Here is a 17,265-nt window from a genome sequence, read left to right as displayed (position 1 = left end):
TCCGTCTGAGGTTCGGTATCAGCAGTTGCGGATGGACCAGACCGGGGTCCAGTCCACCTCGTGGCGGACTCCGCCGTCGGGCTTGAACGACCTGAGAACGTTGCCGCTCTGACCGTAGAAGTAGGAGGTGACGCCACCGGTCTGCTCGTCGAAGTAGTAGCCGGTGCCGTTCCAGTTGGACAGGGAGTACCTGGCGCAGGTGTAGAGGTAGTAGATCTTCCAGTCGCTCGTGGTGGGATCCCAGACCGCCGCGCAGAGGCTGCCGCTGGTGCAGTCGAAAGTGCCGCCGGGTGCCACATGGATGAAGTTGGCGGCCGGGGAGATCCCCGGCGAGACCGCGGCGACGGAGATATCCGCCGCCTGTGCGCCCTGTGGCGCGGGCGGCGCGACCGCGGCGTTGGTCGAGGACGACGCGGCCTGCGCCGGTCCGGCGGCGAACACGGCCGCCAGAGCGATGATGAGGGCGCCGATGACGCCGAGGACGGAACGTTGGGCACGCACTGTGTGCATTCTTCGAACCCCCTGGTTGATCGTGCGTGCCCTCAGGCTGGAGCCGACTCCCGCGCCGCCGCCACACGTTGAAGCCGTGCCTTAAACGGAAGCACGCGCACCCTCGAGCAGGGCGAGGCCCGTGGGGGTGATGGTGTGCAGGACGTTCTTGCTGCGGCGGACGCTCACCAGGAGCCCGGCCCGGCGGAGGATCGCGGTGTGCTGGCTCACCGCCGCCCCCGAGACGCCGAAGCGCTCGGCGAGTTCGCCGGTCGTGCGGCCGGTGACGACGTCCTCCAGGATGGCGGCCCGGGTGCGGCCGATGAGGGCGCCCAGCTCCACGCCGGCCTCCGTGCCCCCGCTCTCCCGGGCCCAGCCGAGGGTGTGCTGGATCGGGTAGACGAGGACCGGCGTCAGGTCCTCGGCGGCCAGCGTCACGGGTCTTCGGAGACAGAAGAACGACGGCTGCAGCAGTAACCCCCGTCCACCGAGCCGTAGTTCACGGCGGACCGGATAGTCGGCCTCCAGGACGGGCGACTGCCAGCGCAGCACGGGCCGGAAGCCCGCCAGCAGGCCGTCGGTGCCGCCCTCCAGCACCGCGCGGGCGCGTACGGCCCGGTCGGCGTCCACCTGGGCCCGGATCCGCGGCCAGAACGGGGCGAGGGCGCGGCGGTGATAGGTGTGCAGGGCGGTGCCCAGCCGGCGCAGGGCGTCGGGCTCCCCGTCGGCCAGGGCGCGCGTGCCGGACGGCAGCGGCCCCGGGCGGGCCCGCGAGACGGCGAGCCGTGCCAGGTCGCCGCGCAACCGGGCCCGGGGCGTGCCGAGCACGGTCTCGACGGCGCCCGCCAGGTCGAACGAGCCGCGCAGATCGGGTGTGAGGAAGTCCGGGGAGTAGCCCCGCAGCGGCAGCAGAGCGGCGAGGAGCCCGTGCACGGAGCCCACGCGGGGCCGCACGAGCCTGCGCCACTCCCCGAGGAGCAGGGGGGCGTCGGCACTGATCAGTGCCTGGAAACTGTTGGCGATCTCCCAGAGGGGATCGGGGGCGGCGGCGACGCGTACGCGCGCGAGGTCGTCGGCTGTGAAGTGCACCCGCAGCATGGGGTCTCCGATGGTGGTCGGTCATCGGTGTGCTTCGTGTGCCCCATGACAGTGCCGAGCCGCGCTTGTGCGGACAAGGCGGCATTCGGACACCCGGATTCAGGCGCGTTCCACCGCCGTCAGGTACAGCTTCACGAACCGGTCGACGTCCACGTCCAGGGCCACGTCCACCAGGTGTCGCTCACGGTCGCCGATGTGTATCTCCGACTCCCCCGGCCGCGGGCGTCGGTCGACGATCGTCTGGCCGCGCGTCGGCCCCGGGGCGAGGGAGACCTCCACGGGCAGCAGCCGGGTGGTGATGCCCGCCGGGTCCACGACCGCGCAGACCGCGCCGGCGTCGCCGATGCCGCCCGCCTCGGAGTCGGCACCGACGTCCGGCGTGGCCGGGCGGTGGGACAGCAGCTCACCGGCGAGACGTGCGCCGGGTTCCGCGCTCGCGCGCAGCCGCCGTACGTCCGCCCCGGGCACGACGACCCGCTGGAAGACGTCCAGGCCGTACATGGTGATCGGCACCCCGGCCGTGAGCAGGATCGCCGCCGCCTCCGGGTCGTGCCACACGTTGAACTCCGCGACCGGCGTGGCGTTCCCGCAGGCCACCGCGCCACCCATGAAGACGATCCGCTCGATGTTGCGGGTCACCTCCGGGTGGGTGCGCAGCAGCAGGGCGATGTTGGTGAGGGGCGCCGTGGGGATCAGCGTCACCGGCCTCGGCGAGGCGAGGATCTCGCGCCGCAGCAGCGTCACCGCGTCCACGTCGGCCGGGGCGCGGGTCGGGGCGGGCAGGCCGATGTCGCCCATGCCGTCCTCGCCGTGCACGTGCCGCGCCGAGCGCGCGGGCTCGATCAGCGGCAGGGCGGCGCCCCGGGCGACCGGGATGTCGGGGGCGCCGGCCTGCTCCAGGACGGTCAGGGTGTTGCGTACGACGCCGTCCACGTCCGTGTTCCCGGCCACACAGGTCACCGCGCGCAGGTCCAGCCCCGGGTGGCGGACGGCGAACAGCAGCGCCAGGGCGTCGTCGACACCGGTGTCGCAGTCGATGATCACCGGTATGGGCTGACCGTCGTTCGTCACGGCGAGGCTCCTCGTGGGGGGATGGGCTCCGGGGGTGGCTCCTACGACAGCGACCTTACGCAGGCCGTCCGGCGAGGGGACCCCCGTCCCACAGTTCGGAGCCCCGGGCCGCGACGCGGGCGGCGATCCGGGCGACCAGCTCCGCCCCGGGTACGGCCCCCGGCCGCCGCCCGTCCCGCAGCCGTACGGCCACCAGGTCCCCGCCCGCCTCCGCCTCCCGCTCCCCGATGACCGCCTGGTACGGCACGAGGCGGGCCGCGCGGACACGGGCGCCCAGGGTGCCGAGCTCCGGGCCGGCGAGTTCCGCGCGCAGGCCTTGGTCCAGGGCCCTGCGCAGCAGCTTCTGCGCCGGTTCGACCTGCGCCTCCGAGACGGGGAGGATCAGCAGCTGCACGGGGGCCAGCCAGGCCGGGAACGCGCCGCCGTGCTGCTCGATCAGGTGGGCGACGGCTCGCTCCACGCTGCCGATGATGCTGCGGTGCACCATGACCGGGCGGTGCTTGGCGCCGTCGGGGCCGATGTAGTGCAGGTCGAAGCGTTCGGGCTGGTGGAAGTCGATCTGGACGGTGGAGAGGGTCGCCTCGCGGCCGGACGGGTCGGCGATCTGGACGTCGATCTTGGGGCCGTAGAAGGCCGCCTCGCCTTCGGCTGCCTCGTAGGGGATGCCGGAGCCGTCGAGAACCTCGCGGAGGAGGGTGGTAGCTCGCTGCCACAGCTTGGGGTCGGCGACGTACTTGCCTCCCTCGCCGGGGAGGGAGAGGCGGTGGCGTACGGCCTGGATGCCGAGGTCGGCGTACGCGCGGGCGATGAGCTGGAGGGCCGCCCGGGCCTCCTCCACGGCCTGGTCCAGGGTGCAGAAGATATGGGCGTCGTTGAGGTGGATCGCGCGGACGCGGGTCAGACCGCCCAGGACTCCGGACAGCTCCGAGCGGTACATGCCGCCCAACTCGGCCATGCGGAGAGGTAGTTCGCGGTAGCTGTGGGAGCGGGAGCGGTAGATCAGGGCGTGGTGGGGGCAGAGGCTGGGGCGCAGGACGACTTCCTCGGCGCCCAGTTTCATCGGCGGGAACATGTCGTCGCTGTAGTGGTCCCAGTGCCCGGAGATCTCGTACAGCTCGCGTTTGCCGAGCACGGGCGAGTAGACGTGGCGATAGCCGGCCTGCCGTTCGGCTTCGCGGATGTACTCCTCCAGTACGTGGCGGACGACGGCGCCGTCGGGCAGCCAGTACGGCAGGCCCGCGCCCATCAGGGGGTCGGTGTCGAAGAGGTCGAGTTCGCGGCCGAGGCGGCGGTGGTCGTGCATGGCTGCTCCTCCAGTACGTGGCGGACGAGCACCCACGACAAAGCCCCGGGGTACTCGCCCCGGGGCTTCGGATTCGCTCAGCTGTCAGCGCGCCGGGACGGGGTCCGGCGTCGTCGTGAGAGACGGGTTGGCGCGCTTCATGGGGCGACGGTAACAGGGGCGGTGCCGGGGCGCGATCGGTTTGTTTTCACGATTCACATCACCAATGCGAATTCGCGCGGTTACCCTCAGCTACAGACCGGACGCAACGACGCGCAGCGTCAACTCGCTTGGGGGTGGCACGCCTTGGCCCACATTCGTGAACTCGATCCCACGGCTTCTCCGCTGGACTACTTCGGCTGGGAGCTGAGGAGGAAGCGGGAGGAAGCGGGGCTGACGCTGAAGCAGTTGGGCTCGATCCTCTACTGCACCGGGTCGTTGATCGGCCAGATCGAGACCACGCTGAAGGTCCCGACGAGGGCCTTCGCCGAACGCGTGGACGCGGCGCTGGTGACGGACGGGATGTTCTCGCGGCTGGTGGGGCTGGTACTGCGCAGTCAGCTGCCGGCGTGGTTTCAGCCGTACGCCGACATGGAGGCGAAGGCGACCTACATCTCCACGTACCAGTGCCAGTTGGTGTACGGGCTGCTGCAGACGAGGGAGTACGCGGCAGCGCTGCTGAGCGTGGATCACCCGGACAAGGTCGAGGAGATGGTCGCCGCCCGCCTGGAACGGCAGCGCATCCTGGAGCGCGAGAAGCCGCCCGCTCTGTGGGTGATCCTCGACGAGTCCGTGCTGTACCGGATGGTCGGCGACCGAGGCGTCATGCGTGATCAACTCGCCCACCTGTTGAGCTTCCGGACCAACCAGTGGGTGCACATCCAGGTGCTGCCATACTCCGCGGGCCCGCACACCGGGATGATGGGGTCGTTCAACCTCCTGCGCTTCGACGAGCACCCCGATCTCCTCTACTGCGAGAGCTACGCCCAAGGCCATATGACCGCCAACCCGGAAGTAATCAGGGAGCGTTCGGTCGGTTACGCTCGCTTGCAGGCCGCCGCCCTCTCACCGGATGAGTCGGCCGACCTGATCGCCCGCGTGATGGAGGAACGCTATGGACACCAGCAAGCAGCTGAAGGCCGCGACGTGGCGTAAGTCCAGCTACAGCGGCACCAGCGGCGGCGACTGCGTGGAGTGCGCTCCGCTCGGCTCGGTCGCTTGGCGCAAGTCCTCATACAGCGGCACCAGCGGCGGCGAATGCGTCGAGGTAGCCGACCTCACCCCCCGCCTCGCCGTCCGCGACTCCAAGAACCCCGAGGTCGGCACCCTCACCCTCTCGCCGGAGGCCTACGCCTCCTTCATCGGCTACGTCAGGTCGACCGTGGCCTGAGCGCCGCCTTCCGCGAGGTTCTCGTACGTCACCCGGGCGCCCAGCACCTGGGCCTGGCCCATGACGATGGTCAGGCCCAGCCCGATGCCCGTACCCCGCTCCCGCGCCCCCGTGCGGAAGCGTTGCGGCCCCTCCGCCAGGAGGTCGGCAGGGAAGCCGGGGCCCCGGTCGGACACCCGTACCGCGGCCCCGTCGACCTCCAAGGTCACCGGCGGGGCCCCGTGCCGGTAGGCGTTGGCGATCAGGTTGGCCAGGATCCGTTCGACCCGGCGCGGGTCGGTGGCCACGACCTCGTCCCGACGCACCCGCACCTCCACCTCCCGGCCCGTCGCCGCCGCGGCCCGGCGAGTGAGGTCGGCCAAAGAGACCTCCTCGCGCTGGGCCCGCTCAACACCCGGCACGTCGAGGCGGGCCACTTCCAGGACGTCCTCGACGAGTCGGCGTAGCTGGTCCACGCCCCCGCTGACCAGCTCGGTCGCCCGGCCCGGGGGCAGGAGACCGACGGCGGTCACCAACCCGGCGACGGGCGTACGGAGTTCATGGGCGATGTCGGCGGTGACCCGGCGTTCCGCCTCCAGCCGGAGGCTCAACGCGTCGGCCATGGTGTTGACCGCGTCGGCCAGTTCGGCGATCTCGTCCTTGCCCTTGGGCGTCACGCGTGCCGTCAGGTCGCCGTGGGCGATGCGCTGCGCGGTGCGGGCGGAGGCGCCGATGCGGCGTCCCGCGGCGGCCGCGACGGCGATGCCGAGGCCGCAGCCGAGGGCGACGGCGGCGGCGCCCGCGCTGAGCAGCACCTGGTCCAGGGAGTTCAGCGCCCGCACCTCGGGCGCGTAGGAGCGTCGTACGGCGACGACGTCCGCGCCGCTGCGGGCCGCGGCCCACATCACCGGGCCACCGCGGGCGCTCTCCTGGAGGTAAGTGGCCCGCACGGGCCGGTCGGTGACGGTCTCGCGCAGGACGGTCGGCAGCGCGCGCGGGTTGACCAGCGCGTTCGTCTCGACGCCGGCGATCCGGTCCTGCAGCGCCTCCACGAGCCGGGCGTCGGCCGTGCGCTCCGCGTCCTCGCGCTGGTCGTCGGCGGTGCGCTGGTGCACCAGGAGCCCGATGAACGCGGCGACGACCGCGGCGACGGCGGCGATGACCAGGGCTGTCTTCGTTCGCAGTCCCATGGCGGCGGTCAGACGTCGCCGGACGCGGGGCGCGCTCCGGCCACGAGCTTGTAGCCGAAGCCGCGTACGGTCTCGATCCGCTCGCGGCCGATCTTCGCGCGCAGCCGCTGCACATGGACGTCGACGACCCGGCTGTCGCCGCCCCACGCGTAGTCCCACACCCGCTCCAGCAGCATCGCCCGGGACAGCACCACACCGGGCTGTTCCGCGAACTCCAGCATCAACTTGCGCTCGGTGGGGGTGAGTTCGAGCACTCGCCCGTCGCGGCGTACCTCCATGGAGGCGATCTCCACGGTGATGTCGCCGAACGCGAGGGCGGGCTCCGGTACGACGGCCTGGCCGGGGCCGGTGAAGTCGGCGGCCCGGCGCAGCGCGCTGCGGATCCGGGCGACGAGCACCGGCATGTCGTACGGCTTGGTGAGGTAGTCGTCGGCCCCGGCCTCCAGGCCGAGGACGACGTCCACCGGGTCGGTCCGCGCGGAGATCATCAGGACCGGCACCCGGCTGGTCTCGCGGATGCGGCGGACCAGGCTGACGCCGTCGAGGTGCGGCAGCATCACGTCGAGCAGGGCGACGTCCGGCGCCCTGAGCCTGAACTCCGCCAGCCCCGCGAGCCCGTCCGAGGCCGTGCGCACCTCGTAGCCGTAGCGCTCCAGGGACAGTTGGGTCGCCTCACGGAGCAGGGCGTCGTCCTCGACGAGCAGGACATCGGTCATCGGTCGCGGCTTTCTGCCTAGGGTTCGGGGACGTACAGGTGCACCGAGCGCACATTGGCCTCGTACTCGGGCTCGACCTGCGGGGACACCACGGTGGCCCGGGTGTAGTACGAGACGTTCTCCTGGTGCTCCAGGCGGGTCAGCTCGATGGTGGCCGTCGGGTAGTCGCAGTCAGGGGCGCACCAGGAGGCGCTCAGCTCGCCCGTGCCCACGGCCTTCGGCTGTCCCCAGTTCCGCCACTTCACGTGCGTGAGCCCGGCGAACTCGCTGAAGGGGAAGTTCGCGGGACGGACCAGCGGGCGTCCCATGGCGTCGGAGGCGTAGACCGGGCCGTTCGCCGGACTCGCGGTGGGCGCGGGCCCCTGGACCCGCGGCCGCTCGGGGCCCCCGCATCCGGCGACGCCCACGGCCGGCACCAGGGCCAGCGTGAGGGCGGCGGCGACGGCCGTAGGTGTGCGCATTGCGGGAACCTTTGCGTACGAGGGCGGGTCGCGTCGCCGCTCAGGGGGTGGCGAGCGCGTGCTTGCCCTGAAGGTCCTCGGAATCATACGTTCCGGGATTCCCGGACAACTTGAGCGTGAAGGCGGAGTAGTAGGTCTTCCCGTTCACGGTCTTGGGGTCGGAGAGCGTGACGGTCCCCTTCAGCGGCTTGTCGAGGCAGTCGGGCAGGCACCACATGCCGCTGACGTCGCCGGTGCCGACGGCCTCCTTCGCCCCCCACTGCTTCCACTTCACGTTGTCGATGTGGGTGAACTCGGACAGCACGAGGTTGGTGGGGCGGCGCTCGGGGTGGCCGGTGTCGGCGTACTCCTCGCCGTAGAAGTTGAGGACGTGCGGGGCGGCGACGGCACGGCCGGCCTTCCCGGCGTCGTCCGACGACGCCCCCGTCGCGTCCGCCGCCTGCGAGGTGGCGAACGCCCCGAGCAGGGCGGCCGCGGTCAGGCCCGCCGCCAGGGTCGCCTTCTTGCGGGAGATCCTCGTGTCGTTCATGGCTTCCGGCTCCGTTGCTGTCGTTGGTCATCGGCTAGTGCTCAGAAGCTATGAGTGCCGCTTCTCGGTAAGTCGGCCGTCATGTTGCGGCCGCTCATCGACGGTTGTTACACGTCCGACGTAATCGCCCGCCCGCCGACCGGGGCGGTGTCACCCGGACGGCCCGGCGCACTGGTGGTCGTACTCCCGCGGTGGTGCCTTAAGAACACGCACCCGATCTTGAGCGCACCCCCGCACCCAGCACAGGAGGCTCGCGATGCCCCGTCCCCCGGCCCGCACCGTCATCGCCTCGACCCTCTCGGCGGCCGCCCTGCTGTCCACGTCCGCGTGCTCCCTCGGCGACCTGGACAAGGCGATCAGGGGCGTCCCCGAAGCGGTCACGCCCGCGGACCCCACCACCGCGCCGCCCACCCCCGCGGCCGCGCCCACGCTCACCGAGGCCCAGGCCCGTGCCGCCCTCATCGGTGAGGACGACCTCGGTGGCGGCTGGGCGGCCACCCAGGGCTTCGCCACCTGGCGGGACTCCATGCTCAAGGCGAGCGCCGAGTCGGCCGACTGCGGGCGGCTGCTCGACGCCCTGTACACGGAGGAGCTCTTCGGCCCCGAGGCCCGTACGCGCGCGTCGGTCGGTCTGGACGACGAGTGGAGCGGGGCCCAGCTGCGCTACCAGGTCGTGGCCCATCGGCCCGCCGACCTGGACCGGACGTTGGCGTGGCTGGGCAGCCTGCCGGAGAAGTGCGGGGAGTTCATCGCGACGGCGGGCGACGGGGAGATGGCCGTCGAGGTGAGCGCGGCCGAGATGCCGGAGGTCGGGGACGCCCGCGTGGGTCTGCGGATCGTCCTGAGCGCCGTCTCCGAGGACGAGGACGCGGACGCGCCCACGCTGACGCTGCACGTCGCCGCCATCCGCGTGGGCGACGACGCGATCACCCTCACCAACGGCGGCCTCGCCGAGGTCCCTTCCGACGCCACCTCGGCGGCCGTCGAACTGGGCGCCCGCCGGCTGACGGAGGCGAGGAAGCGGGGGAGGGAGGACGTGTAACCGACGGGGGACCGAGGTGGCCGCCGCGGCGGAGCGGCACGGCAGCCCCGCGCGGTCAGCCGATACGCACGACCGCCCCGCGCGTCAACCGATGCGCACGCTCAACTGACGCGCATGCTCAACTGACGCGCACGCTCAACTGATGCGCTCCACCGCCTCGTTGGCCTCCTGGAAGTCCGCCCCGGTGATCTGCCGGTAGAGCTTGATCGCCCGGATCTTCTTGCCCTTCCGCACCAGGGCCACGACCTCGGCCAGCCGAGGGTCGTCGTCCGGCACGAAGTTTCCCACCTTCTCAACCATGGTCGAAGATCCTAGGCGGGCCGGCCCGTACGGCCTAGGCCTGGTCCTGGTCCTGGTCCCGGTCGAAGCGCAGCCGGTGTGCCACCACGTCCTGGGCCACGTCCAGCGCCGTACGGCCGTGTGCGAAGGCGTGGGCGCGCAGGCGGGCCAGCGCCTCGTCCGTGCCGACGCCCAGCTGGGCCATGATCATGCCGGTGGCCTGGTAGACCTGGTCATGGTCGGTGGTCAGGCCGCTCAGCCAGCGTTCGTCGTCGAGGTCGCCCGCCTCGTCCGCGCGCGACAGCGCCATCAGCGCCACGGTCATCATCCCGGCCATCAGGCGCGCCGTCCGCAGGTCGTGCTCGGTGAGGTCGCCGGGGGTGTCCCGGTAGAGGTCGAGCGTGCCCACGCACACCGTGTCGCTGCCGAGCGGCATCGAGTACACCGCCCGCACCCCGGCGGCCGTGGCCTGCTGGGCGAAGACCGGCCAGCGCAGCACGTCCCGCCCCGCCGTCAGATCGCAGGCCAGCACCGGCGCCCCGCTCTCCGCGGCGGACTGGCAGGGACCGTCGCCCAGCGTGGCCTGGATCTCCGTCACATACGCGGCCTGCGCGTTGCTCGCCCCCAGCTGGACCGGCATGCCGTCACTGTGCAGCGACACGCTCGCGCCGGTCACGGGCAGCAGTCGTACGGCGACGTCGCACAGCCGCGCCGGGATGTCGCCGGGCCCCGCGTCGCGTACGCCCTCGGCGATCGCGTCCGCGGGACCGGCACACTCCCGGCCCCGCTCGCCTCGTTGCTCGTCTTTGGGCCGCACGGCAGCCTCCTCGTTCCGAGCGCGGCCTGCTGGATCCAGGGACCCCGCTCGACGGCCATCTCACCGCCCGCCCCGGACGACGCCCGACTACCCGTGGCCCGCCCCACGAAACCCGTCTGCGGCCCCCGGCGAGCACCCTTTCACCGACCCTCAACGCTTCTCGTACGGGTTCGCCGGCTGCGTGATCCGCCGTACCGACACGGCGTCCAGGACAGGCGGCCAGGCCCCGTCCGTGCCGAGCTCGCCCTTGGGGTGCCAGGTGCCGGTGACGGTGACCCAGGCGTCGACGGGCGGCGCGTCCGCACCCCGGATCTCGACCTTGCTGGTGGTGGCGTCGGCGGCGCAGCAGGCGACGAGGAGGCGGGTGACGTACCAGGTGCCCTCGCCGTCCCGGGTGACGAAGCCGGTCAGCCGGACCGTACGGCCCGCGAGCGAGCGTCCGCTGTCGTAGATCGCCCGGGAGCCGAACTCGGCGAGCGTCAGCTCCAGCGGGTTCCCGGACGGCAGCGCCGGGAAGGCCCCGACCCCTTGCGCCGCCCGCTGCTCGGCCTCGCGTTCGGCGCTGTAGGAGCCGAGGGCGGGCGGCGGGAAGAGCAGGAGGGCGAGGGCGGGGAGGGTGAGGAGCCAGGCGACGCGGGGGCTATGGTGGCCGCCGTGCTGATCGTGGGCGTGGGAATCCTCGCCGGACTCGTCGTGCTCGCCGTGCTCGCGTTGCTGATCGCGGCCGGCCTGTTCACCGTGCTCTGTGTGCCGGCCCTGCTCGGCGTGCGGTTCCTGTTCCGGTCGCGCGACGACCGCCGCGGCCACCGCCAGCAGCACCAGCAGAAACCCGGACACGACCAGGTATGGCCGTAGCCCCGCCTGCACATACCGCAGATACAGCTCGCTGAACAGGGAGATCCGCAGGATCGCCGCGCCCGTCAGGAGCAGCAGCACCGCGGGGCCGTACCGCCTCACAGCACCCACCACCCCACCAGCACGCTGCTCACCACGGCCACGACCCACGTCACGGACGAGAACCGCAGGGCGAAGGAGCGTCCGAAGGTGCCCGCCTGGAGGGCGATCAGCTTCAGGTCCACCATCGGGCCGACCACCATGAACGCCAGCCGCGCGGTCGGCGAGAAGCCGGTCAGGGACGCGGCGACGAACGCGTCCGCCTCGCTGCACACGCACAGCACGACCGCGAGCAGCGCCAGGAGCAGCACCGACAGCCAGGGCGAGCCGGTGAAGAGGTCCAGGACCGAACGCGGCACGGCGATGTTGAAGGTCGCCGCGGCCGCCGCGCCGAGGACGAGGAAGCCGCCCGCGTGCAGGAAGTCGTGCTGGAGCCCGGCGGTGAAGGCGCGCAGGCCGGAAGCGCCGGGGCCGGTGTGCCGTTTCGGCGGCCGCAGCCACTCCTCGCGGCCGAACCGGGCCCACAGCCAGCCCATCGTCACGGCCGTGGCCAGCGAGGCGACGAGCCGGGCGAGGACCATCTGCGGCTGCCCGGGGAAGGCGACGGACGTGGCGACGAGGACGACCGGGTTGATGGCGGGCGCGGAGAGGAGGAAGGCGAGGGCGGCGGCCGGGGCGACCCCACGCCGCATCAGGCTCCCGGCCACCGGCACGGACGCGCACTCGCAGCCCGGCAGGACGACACCGGCCGCGCCCGCGACGGGCACGGCGAGGGCCTGGTTGCGGGGCAGCAGCCGGCTGAACACCTTCTCCGGCACGAAGGCGCCGACCGCCGCCGAGACGACCGTCCCGAGCAGCAGGAAGGGCACGCCCTGCACCGCGATCGCCGTGAAGACGGTCCACCAGGCGGCGACGGGCGGGGTGTACAGGTCGAGCGCGAGCATCGGGCCGAGGACCGAGGCGACCGTGGCGACGGCGAGGAGCGCGGCACCGCCGAGCACGGCGTACACGAGCGCGCGCATACCGAGCCGCAGCCCGTCGACCACGGTCCGCTGGTTCTCCACGCGCCTGTCCCCACCTGTCCGGATGTCCCCGCGAAGGCTAACCGGTGGGACCTGTGGAAAGCCTTGGGTTCGTTCCGGAGAGGGCTGTGGGGTGGGTGCCGAAGGGGCGGGCGTCGCTGAGTGAGGGGAGGGCCGGGGGGAGGGCGGGGCGCAGGCTAAGCGGTGGAGCCCGTACTCGGCCTTGGGTTCCTCACAGAGGTGGCTGTGCGGGGGCCGGGCCCAGGGTGGTGGTGCCGGGGGCCGTGCGGTGGCCCAGGCCCGTTCGGTATGCGTCCAGGGCCGCCTCCACACGGCCCGTGCGGCGGAGCAGGTCGCCCAGCAGGCGGCACAGGTCAGCCAGGTCACCCGCCGCGCCCGCGCGTTCCAACAGGCTCAGGGCGCGGACGTAGTGCTCCTCGGCCGTCTCGGTGTCGCGGGCGTCCTCGGCGATGATGCCGAGGAGGCGGTGGGCGGCCGCGGAGTGCAGGGCGCCGCGTTCGGGGCTGAGGTCACTGAGCACCTCGTGGAGGAGGGCGGCGGCCTCTTCCGACTTGCCGCGCCGGTGCAGTACGTCGGCGAGTTCGACGGCGACCTGGCTGGTGTAGAGGGCGGCGCGCTGGGCGGTGAGCATGGCCCGGGCCTCGCGCAGTTCGGCCTCGGCGCGTTCCAGGTCGCCGTTCTGGGCGTAGACGTAGCCCCGCATCCAGTGGCAGTTGGCGAGTTCGGTGCGGATCTGCAGTTGCCGGTACAGCTCGGCGGCCTTGGCGAGGGAGGCGTCGGCCTCCGCGATCCTGCCCTCGGCGAGGAGGGTGCGGGCGACGGAGCGGTGCATACGGGCGACCAGGGCCGGGTCCGCGGCCTTCGGGGCGAGGGCGAGGGCGTACTCGGCGGCCTGGGCGGCGCGGGCGTGGGCGCCCATGTCCATGTAGGGGCCGATGACGCTGGCGTAGAGCAGGAGGAGGGCGTCGGGGTCGTGCAGTCCGCCGCGGTTGAGCTCGTCGAGGGTGGATTCGAGGAGGTAGACGGCGTAACGGAGTTCACCGGCGAGGTAGTGGGACACGGCTCTCCCGCGCAGGGCCGGGACGCGGGCGGGCAGCGGGGCGTCGGCCTCGGCGAGCAGGCGCTCGGCGCGTTCGAAGTGACGGCGGGCGGAGGTGAGTTCACCGACGTCGATGCCGCACTCGCCGAGCCCGAGCAGCGCGGTCGCCTGCTCTTCGGCGAACCCGTGTGCCTCCGCCTCGGCGAGCAGCGCGGCGTACCGCCCGGCCGCCGCCTCGGCATCGCCGGTGGCGAGGGCGCGCTGCGCCTCGGTCAGCCGCAGGCGCAGGTCCGTGACGAGGTGGGCGGGGCGTCCGGTGGCGAGCTCCTCGAAGGCGACCCCGAGCCGCTCGGCGATGTGCCGCAGCGCGTCGTCGGAGGCACGGACGCGGCCGGCCTCCAGGGTGGAGATGTAGGCGGGGGTGTACGCGGGCTCCGCCAACTGCCGCTGCGTCAGGCCGCGGTCGGCCCGCAGCTGCTGGACTCTGCGTCCGATGATCGCTGGGTCGTCACGCTCCGACATCGCTCAACTCCCCCTGCGCCCCTTGCCGTTGGAGTCCGGCGCCCCTAGGTTAAACCGCGTATTAAACGCGCTTAACCTACAGCTGTTGCGAGGTCGCCGTGCAGGAACGCACCAGCTCCACCGAGCGATACACCCGGGGCTTCGCTGCCGCGGTGGTCGCCGTGGCGACGTTGATATTGGCAGCGAACGCGGGCCCGGCCCGCGCGTCAGCCCTTCACAACCAAGGCGCTGAGCGGGCTCAGAACTCGGCGGTGTCCAGCTCGAATCCGAAGGGGGCGGGGAGCGGGACGGTGAGACCGAGCTTGTACTTGGGGTTCTGGGTGTATTCGTCGCCGGACGGCTCGGAGTAGACGGTGACCTCCGCTTCATCGCGGTCGATCAGCAGGTAGATGGGGATGCCGGCCCGGGCGTAGCCGCGGATCTTCATGTGGCGGTCGCGGTCGGCGGTGCCGTTGGAGGTGACCTCGGCGACGAGGAGGACGGGGGAGGCATCGTGCCACTCCTCCTGGTCCTGAAAACTGCCCTTGGGAGCGACGGTCAGATCGGGGAGGACATGACTGGTTCCGGAGGCCCCGGGGACGTTCAGGCCGATGCCGGTGTAGTTACGCAGGGACCGGTCAGTACACCGGTCGATGACTTGGCCGACGACCTCCGACACAATCTCCGCGTGCTCCCCGTTGGCCGGTGGCGTCACGCAGATCTCCCCTTCGATCAGCTCCACGCGCCAGCCCTCGGGGGCCGCCCCGCTGGACAACTGGAAGGCCCGCTCCGGTGCCAGGGCAGATCGTCGTTTGCCGCCGAAGGCCGGCAGCGGGCCACTTGCGGTCATGGATCACAATCGCCCTTCCGCCCGGCTGGTGTAGGCGTAGCCGTCTGCTCGCTGCAGCAGGGTGAGATTCTTGTATGAGGTGTTCGCGGGCCCGGCCGGGGTCGGGATCTGATGACGCCCAGTGGAGCGGACCACGACACGGCCCGTGTAGCAGCCCGCGTACTTCCCGCCAGGGACGACAGCTCGGACGAGGTCTCCGGTCTGGTAGCCAAAATGCCGTTTCTGCCGGGGCATGCGGAGGCGGGGAAAGCCGTGATTGTCGGTGCGGGTCCGGCAGTGAGTTCCGCGTCCCGCGCACCCGGCCACGAGCACCGTGGAGACCACCTCGGTGACGACGTCGAGCTTGCCGACGTTGAGCGCGTCGAGCGTGTGAGACTTGGGCAGGTGGTTGCGGGTGCGGTTCACATTCGTACGTCCCCCCGACGCCACGTGGGTGGGCAGGCGGGCGTCCAATGCCCTCCAGAGGACCCAGCGCACCGATTGGACGGCTGCCGCGTCCTGCAGGGAGGACTTGGCCTGTGCCTTGATTCGCGCGAGGAGCTTCGGCTTCTTTGCGAGGAAGTCCTCCACCGGCTGGTTTGACTTGGTCCGGTTGCATGGGACGCAAGCGAGGCACAGGTTGCTGACGCGGTCACTTCCGCCCCGTGACCTGGGGTGGATGTGGTCGATGTTGAGCGGCACCCCGGAAGCCCCGCAGTACGCGCAGCAGCGGCCCCACTTGGCCAGCAAGTACTCACGGACCTCGTACCCGGCGAGGGTGCCCTGCTGGTACTCGGCCCCCTCCAGCGGCCGCCCTGCCGACAGGGCGTGAGTATCGAACGCGACCCGCTCCACATGCACCGCCCGCACCGGGGCCCAGCGGGACAGCCGATCGATCCACGACACCGTGGTGTCGACACGGTGCCGCAGACTCGGGGCAAGCCAGCCGTCCGGCCTGCGCCGGTTGAGGAAGCGCGGAGCCCGGTAACGCAGATTCTTCGAACGGCGGCGACGCCGGTAAGCAGCGCGCTGCCCCAGCTTCTTCCGGACGATGGCGCCTCGGTGGTCGAGCTGGACGGCAAACCTCGCTCGGCGTTCGGCGGCCTGCATGGTGAAGACGGCCAGGCCGGTGTGCTTGGAGCCGGGGTCGACGCCTACCTCGACACCATCCACCTCCGACTCGGCGATAGTGCGGTCGGTGAGCCGGATGACGAACGGCGTATGCCGGTGAACAACAGCGCGGCCCTTCTTGAGGAGCTTGCGGGCCCGTGCGGGGGTGCAGGGCTGCAAGGGGTGGTGGTGCTTGTCGAGTACCAGGACGTACGGGTGGGACTCACGCCCCTCCTCCCCAACTCGGCAGTTGAGGGTGACGCCCGCACCGCCAGGTGAAACGGTGCGGGTCTCCTCTCGCACATGTCCCGCGCCCGGTACCACCCTGTGGTGGTCTTCGAGCCCCGTTTCGTCCCTGCTCCCGGGGTTGTCTGCTGACTCGAATTCGAGAGCGAGCTGCTGAGGAAGCACAGCCCGGTCGGTCTTCTGTCGTACGCGGAACGTAGCCAACGTCGGTCACCTCCTTGACGCGTCGTTCGGCTGGTGCTGGTCACACGAGGGCTCAGCCCCTCACAGGGGACAAGCCCCGGCCCTTCAGGCCGGGGAGCGCGTGACCAGACCTCCTTCGCTCAGCGCGACCCTCTCAAGGCGGACCGGCAGCCCGCTCACCGAATGCGGAGCCGTTCACTCGAACGAGTGTGCTGTTACGTTTCCCCTAAGTCAGCAGTTCCAGGTCGCCCAGTACCAGTTGCCCTTCAGCTCGCCGCTACCCGGGAGGAAGACCGGGGTCAGGACGTCGACGCCCGGAAGGCCGCCGTTGCCGGGGTAGTACCAGATGTAGTGGCCGTGGTTGCGACTGCCGTAGTGGACCTCCAGGTAACCCTGGGAGTGGCGGACGTACGGCGCGAACCACCAGGCGCCCTGCTGGCCGGGCGGGATGGTCGAGGTGTGGGTCTCGGTCGCGGTGTGGGCACTGCCCACCTTCCAGGTCTCGGTCTGCGACTCGCTGGCCTTCATCCCGGCCTCGAACGTGTCGCTGAAGCCGGCGGACACCTCCACGGACGTCTGCTGCTCGAAGGCGTACTCGGTGCTCGTGGTGGTGCTGTCGGTGCGGGTGAGGGTCACGGGCTGGTTGCTGGCGCAGTTGCTGATCACGTTGGAGGCCTGACGCCGCTTGCCGAGTTCGGTCTCGGCGTTCTGCTCGTGGTACTGGCACGAGTCGGCGTTGCCGTTGTTGCAGTCCCAGATCACGTCGGGCATGTCGTCGCCCCAGCCGGGGGTGGTGTTGGCGCTGGCCGTGCCTGTGGAGAAGGGGATCAGCGCGAGGGCGAGCGCCGACGTCAGCATCGCCGTCCGGCGGCGGCCGTTCTTCAGGATCTTCATGTGGGGGATCTCCTGTCGGATGCCTCGACCCGTTCGTCGGGTCGGGTCGCTGCCCCGGCCGAGGAGGGGGGCCGTTCGGAACCGGGGCAGCGACAGGTCGATCGTCGGGGGGCCGGGAGTTGATCGGCCAGCCGTTCCATCAGGTCGATCAATTGCCTGCGGCCAGGCCCACGCGGCGGAGCG

At 71.6% G+C, this 17,265-nt stretch carries 19 protein-coding genes; 3 read left to right on the top strand and 16 right to left on the bottom strand.

From position 1 onward, the window contains the following. Positions 1-18: 18 nt before the first annotated feature. The 4 genes from EJ357_RS23965 to thrS form a co-directional block, all read right to left on the bottom strand. On the bottom strand, positions 19-510 hold the full coding sequence (locus EJ357_RS23965; protein WP_228473146.1) for a hypothetical protein: 492 nt from the start codon (positions 508-510) through the stop codon (positions 19-21). Positions 511-591: 81 nt separating this feature from the next. After that, on the bottom strand, positions 592-1,587 hold the full coding sequence (locus EJ357_RS23960) for an ArsR/SmtB family transcription factor (protein ID WP_126393615.1): 996 nt from the start codon (positions 1,585-1,587) through the stop codon (positions 592-594). A 99-nt stretch (positions 1,588-1,686) separates the two neighbouring features. Beyond that, positions 1,687-2,658: a nucleoside hydrolase gene (locus EJ357_RS23955; protein ID WP_126393614.1), complete on the bottom strand. Its 972-nt coding sequence runs from the start codon at positions 2,656-2,658 to the stop codon at positions 1,687-1,689. Positions 2,659-2,713: 55 nt separating this feature from the next. Then, on the bottom strand, positions 2,714-3,961 hold the full coding sequence (gene thrS / locus EJ357_RS23950; RefSeq protein ID WP_126393613.1) for a threonine--tRNA ligase: 1,248 nt from the start codon (positions 3,959-3,961) through the stop codon (positions 2,714-2,716). A 285-nt stretch (positions 3,962-4,246) separates the two neighbouring features. On the opposite strand from thrS, the gene EJ357_RS23945 reads away from it, so the two are divergent. Both EJ357_RS23945 and EJ357_RS23940 read left to right on the top strand, forming a co-directional pair. Beyond that, a complete protein-coding gene (locus tag EJ357_RS23945; protein ID WP_126393612.1) occupies positions 4,247-5,095 on the top strand; it encodes a helix-turn-helix domain-containing protein in 849 nt (282 codons plus the stop codon). Continuing rightward, entirely contained in the window at positions 5,055-5,330 is a 276-nt protein-coding gene (locus EJ357_RS23940) for a DUF397 domain-containing protein (RefSeq protein ID WP_126393611.1), read from the top strand. The genes EJ357_RS23945 and EJ357_RS23940 overlap by 41 nt, the downstream gene beginning before the upstream one ends. On the opposite strand, the gene EJ357_RS23935 is transcribed toward EJ357_RS23940, so the two are convergent. Genes EJ357_RS23935 through EJ357_RS23920 form a run of 4 tightly spaced genes read right to left on the bottom strand, consistent with a single transcriptional unit; the run spans position 5,306 to position 8,205 of the window. Then, a complete protein-coding gene (locus EJ357_RS23935) occupies positions 5,306-6,499 on the bottom strand; it encodes a HAMP domain-containing sensor histidine kinase (protein ID WP_126393610.1) in 1,194 nt (397 codons plus the stop codon). The genes EJ357_RS23940 and EJ357_RS23935 overlap by 25 nt on opposite strands. An 8-nt stretch (positions 6,500-6,507) precedes the next feature. Continuing rightward, complete coding sequence (gene cseB, locus EJ357_RS23930; protein WP_126393609.1) at positions 6,508-7,215, bottom strand: two-component system response regulator CseB; 708 nt, start codon at positions 7,213-7,215, stop codon at positions 6,508-6,510. A 17-nt stretch (positions 7,216-7,232) separates the two neighbouring features. Continuing rightward, positions 7,233-7,676 (bottom strand): hypothetical protein, encoded by a 444-nt coding sequence (locus EJ357_RS23925; protein WP_126393608.1) that lies wholly within the window; start codon positions 7,674-7,676, stop codon positions 7,233-7,235. A 40-nt stretch (positions 7,677-7,716) separates the two neighbouring features. Next, on the bottom strand, positions 7,717-8,205 hold the full coding sequence (locus tag EJ357_RS23920) for a hypothetical protein (protein WP_126393607.1): 489 nt from the start codon (positions 8,203-8,205) through the stop codon (positions 7,717-7,719). 256 nt (positions 8,206-8,461) lie between these two features. Between EJ357_RS23920 and EJ357_RS23915 the strand changes: the two genes are divergently transcribed. Then, a complete protein-coding gene (locus EJ357_RS23915; RefSeq protein WP_126393606.1) occupies positions 8,462-9,247 on the top strand; it encodes a hypothetical protein in 786 nt (261 codons plus the stop codon). Positions 9,248-9,382: 135 nt separating this feature from the next. Here EJ357_RS23915 and EJ357_RS48405 read toward each other — a convergent pair whose 3' ends face one another. The 8 genes from EJ357_RS48405 to EJ357_RS23875 form a co-directional block, all read right to left on the bottom strand. Then, positions 9,383-9,547, bottom strand: coding sequence for a hypothetical protein (locus tag EJ357_RS48405; protein ID WP_175647490.1), 165 nt, complete (start codon positions 9,545-9,547; stop codon positions 9,383-9,385). Between the two features lie 34 nt (positions 9,548-9,581). Further along, positions 9,582-10,343, bottom strand: coding sequence for a GAF and ANTAR domain-containing protein (locus EJ357_RS23910; RefSeq protein WP_126393605.1), 762 nt, complete (start codon positions 10,341-10,343; stop codon positions 9,582-9,584). A gap of 150 nt (positions 10,344-10,493) precedes the next feature. Then, on the bottom strand, positions 10,494-11,300 hold the full coding sequence (locus EJ357_RS23905; RefSeq protein ID WP_126399892.1) for a TIGR03943 family putative permease subunit: 807 nt from the start codon (positions 11,298-11,300) through the stop codon (positions 10,494-10,496). Continuing rightward, a complete protein-coding gene (locus EJ357_RS23900) occupies positions 11,297-12,259 on the bottom strand; it encodes a permease (protein WP_126399889.1) in 963 nt (320 codons plus the stop codon). Before EJ357_RS23900 ends, EJ357_RS23905 begins: the two co-directional genes overlap by 4 nt. Before the next feature lie 232 nt (positions 12,260-12,491). Then, positions 12,492-13,841 (bottom strand): helix-turn-helix domain-containing protein, encoded by a 1,350-nt coding sequence (locus EJ357_RS23895; RefSeq protein WP_126393604.1) that lies wholly within the window; start codon positions 13,839-13,841, stop codon positions 12,492-12,494. A gap of 238 nt (positions 13,842-14,079) precedes the next feature. Further along, positions 14,080-14,670: a Uma2 family endonuclease gene (locus EJ357_RS23885; protein WP_126393602.1), complete on the bottom strand. Its 591-nt coding sequence runs from the start codon at positions 14,668-14,670 to the stop codon at positions 14,080-14,082. A gap of 3 nt (positions 14,671-14,673) precedes the next feature. Then, positions 14,674-16,062 carry an RNA-guided endonuclease IscB gene (gene iscB, locus EJ357_RS23880; protein ID WP_228473145.1) on the bottom strand — a complete coding sequence of 463 codons (1,389 nt, stop codon included), beginning with the start codon at positions 16,060-16,062 and terminating at the stop codon, positions 14,674-14,676. 357 nt (positions 16,063-16,419) lie between these two features. Beyond that, a complete protein-coding gene (locus EJ357_RS23875) occupies positions 16,420-17,082 on the bottom strand; it encodes a hypothetical protein (protein WP_126393600.1) in 663 nt (220 codons plus the stop codon). Between the last annotated feature and the right edge of the window lie 183 nt (positions 17,083-17,265).

Origin of the sequence: Streptomyces cyaneochromogenes (assembly GCF_003963535.1) — a bacterium.
Classification (GTDB): domain Bacteria; phylum Actinomycetota; class Actinomycetes; order Streptomycetales; family Streptomycetaceae; genus Streptomyces; species Streptomyces shaanxiensis.
The sequence above is the reverse complement of the archived record's forward strand: the minus strand, read 5'-3'. Positions and strand labels throughout refer to the sequence as shown.

Excerpts from the sequence above, each read along its gene's own strand:
- EJ357_RS23965 (WP_228473146.1), bottom strand. The coding sequence starts at position 510 with ATGCACACAGTGCGTGCCCAACGTTCCGTCCTCGGCGTCATCGGCGCC.
- EJ357_RS23960 (WP_126393615.1), bottom strand. The coding sequence starts at position 1,587 with ATGCTGCGGGTGCACTTCACAGCCGACGACCTCGCGCGCGTACGCGTC.
- thrS (WP_126393613.1), bottom strand. The coding sequence starts at position 3,961 with ATGCACGACCACCGCCGCCTCGGCCGCGAACTCGACCTCTTCGACACC.
- EJ357_RS23940 (WP_126393611.1), top strand. The coding sequence starts at position 5,055 with ATGGACACCAGCAAGCAGCTGAAGGCCGCGACGTGGCGTAAGTCCAGC.
- EJ357_RS23935 (WP_126393610.1), bottom strand. The coding sequence starts at position 6,499 with ATGGGACTGCGAACGAAGACAGCCCTGGTCATCGCCGCCGTCGCCGCG.
- cseB (WP_126393609.1), bottom strand. The coding sequence starts at position 7,215 with ATGACCGATGTCCTGCTCGTCGAGGACGACGCCCTGCTCCGTGAGGCG.
- EJ357_RS23925 (WP_126393608.1), bottom strand. The coding sequence starts at position 7,676 with ATGCGCACACCTACGGCCGTCGCCGCCGCCCTCACGCTGGCCCTGGTG.
- EJ357_RS23920 (WP_126393607.1), bottom strand. The coding sequence starts at position 8,205 with ATGAACGACACGAGGATCTCCCGCAAGAAGGCGACCCTGGCGGCGGGC.
- EJ357_RS23915 (WP_126393606.1), top strand. The coding sequence starts at position 8,462 with ATGCCCCGTCCCCCGGCCCGCACCGTCATCGCCTCGACCCTCTCGGCG.
- EJ357_RS48405 (WP_175647490.1), bottom strand. The coding sequence starts at position 9,547 with ATGGTTGAGAAGGTGGGAAACTTCGTGCCGGACGACGACCCTCGGCTG.
- EJ357_RS23900 (WP_126399889.1), bottom strand. The coding sequence starts at position 12,259 with ATGCGCGCGCTCGTGTACGCCGTGCTCGGCGGTGCCGCGCTCCTCGCC.
- EJ357_RS23895 (WP_126393604.1), bottom strand. The coding sequence starts at position 13,841 with ATGTCGGAGCGTGACGACCCAGCGATCATCGGACGCAGAGTCCAGCAG.
- EJ357_RS23885 (WP_126393602.1), bottom strand. The coding sequence starts at position 14,670 with ATGACCGCAAGTGGCCCGCTGCCGGCCTTCGGCGGCAAACGACGATCT.
- EJ357_RS23875 (WP_126393600.1), bottom strand. The coding sequence starts at position 17,082 with ATGAAGATCCTGAAGAACGGCCGCCGCCGGACGGCGATGCTGACGTCG.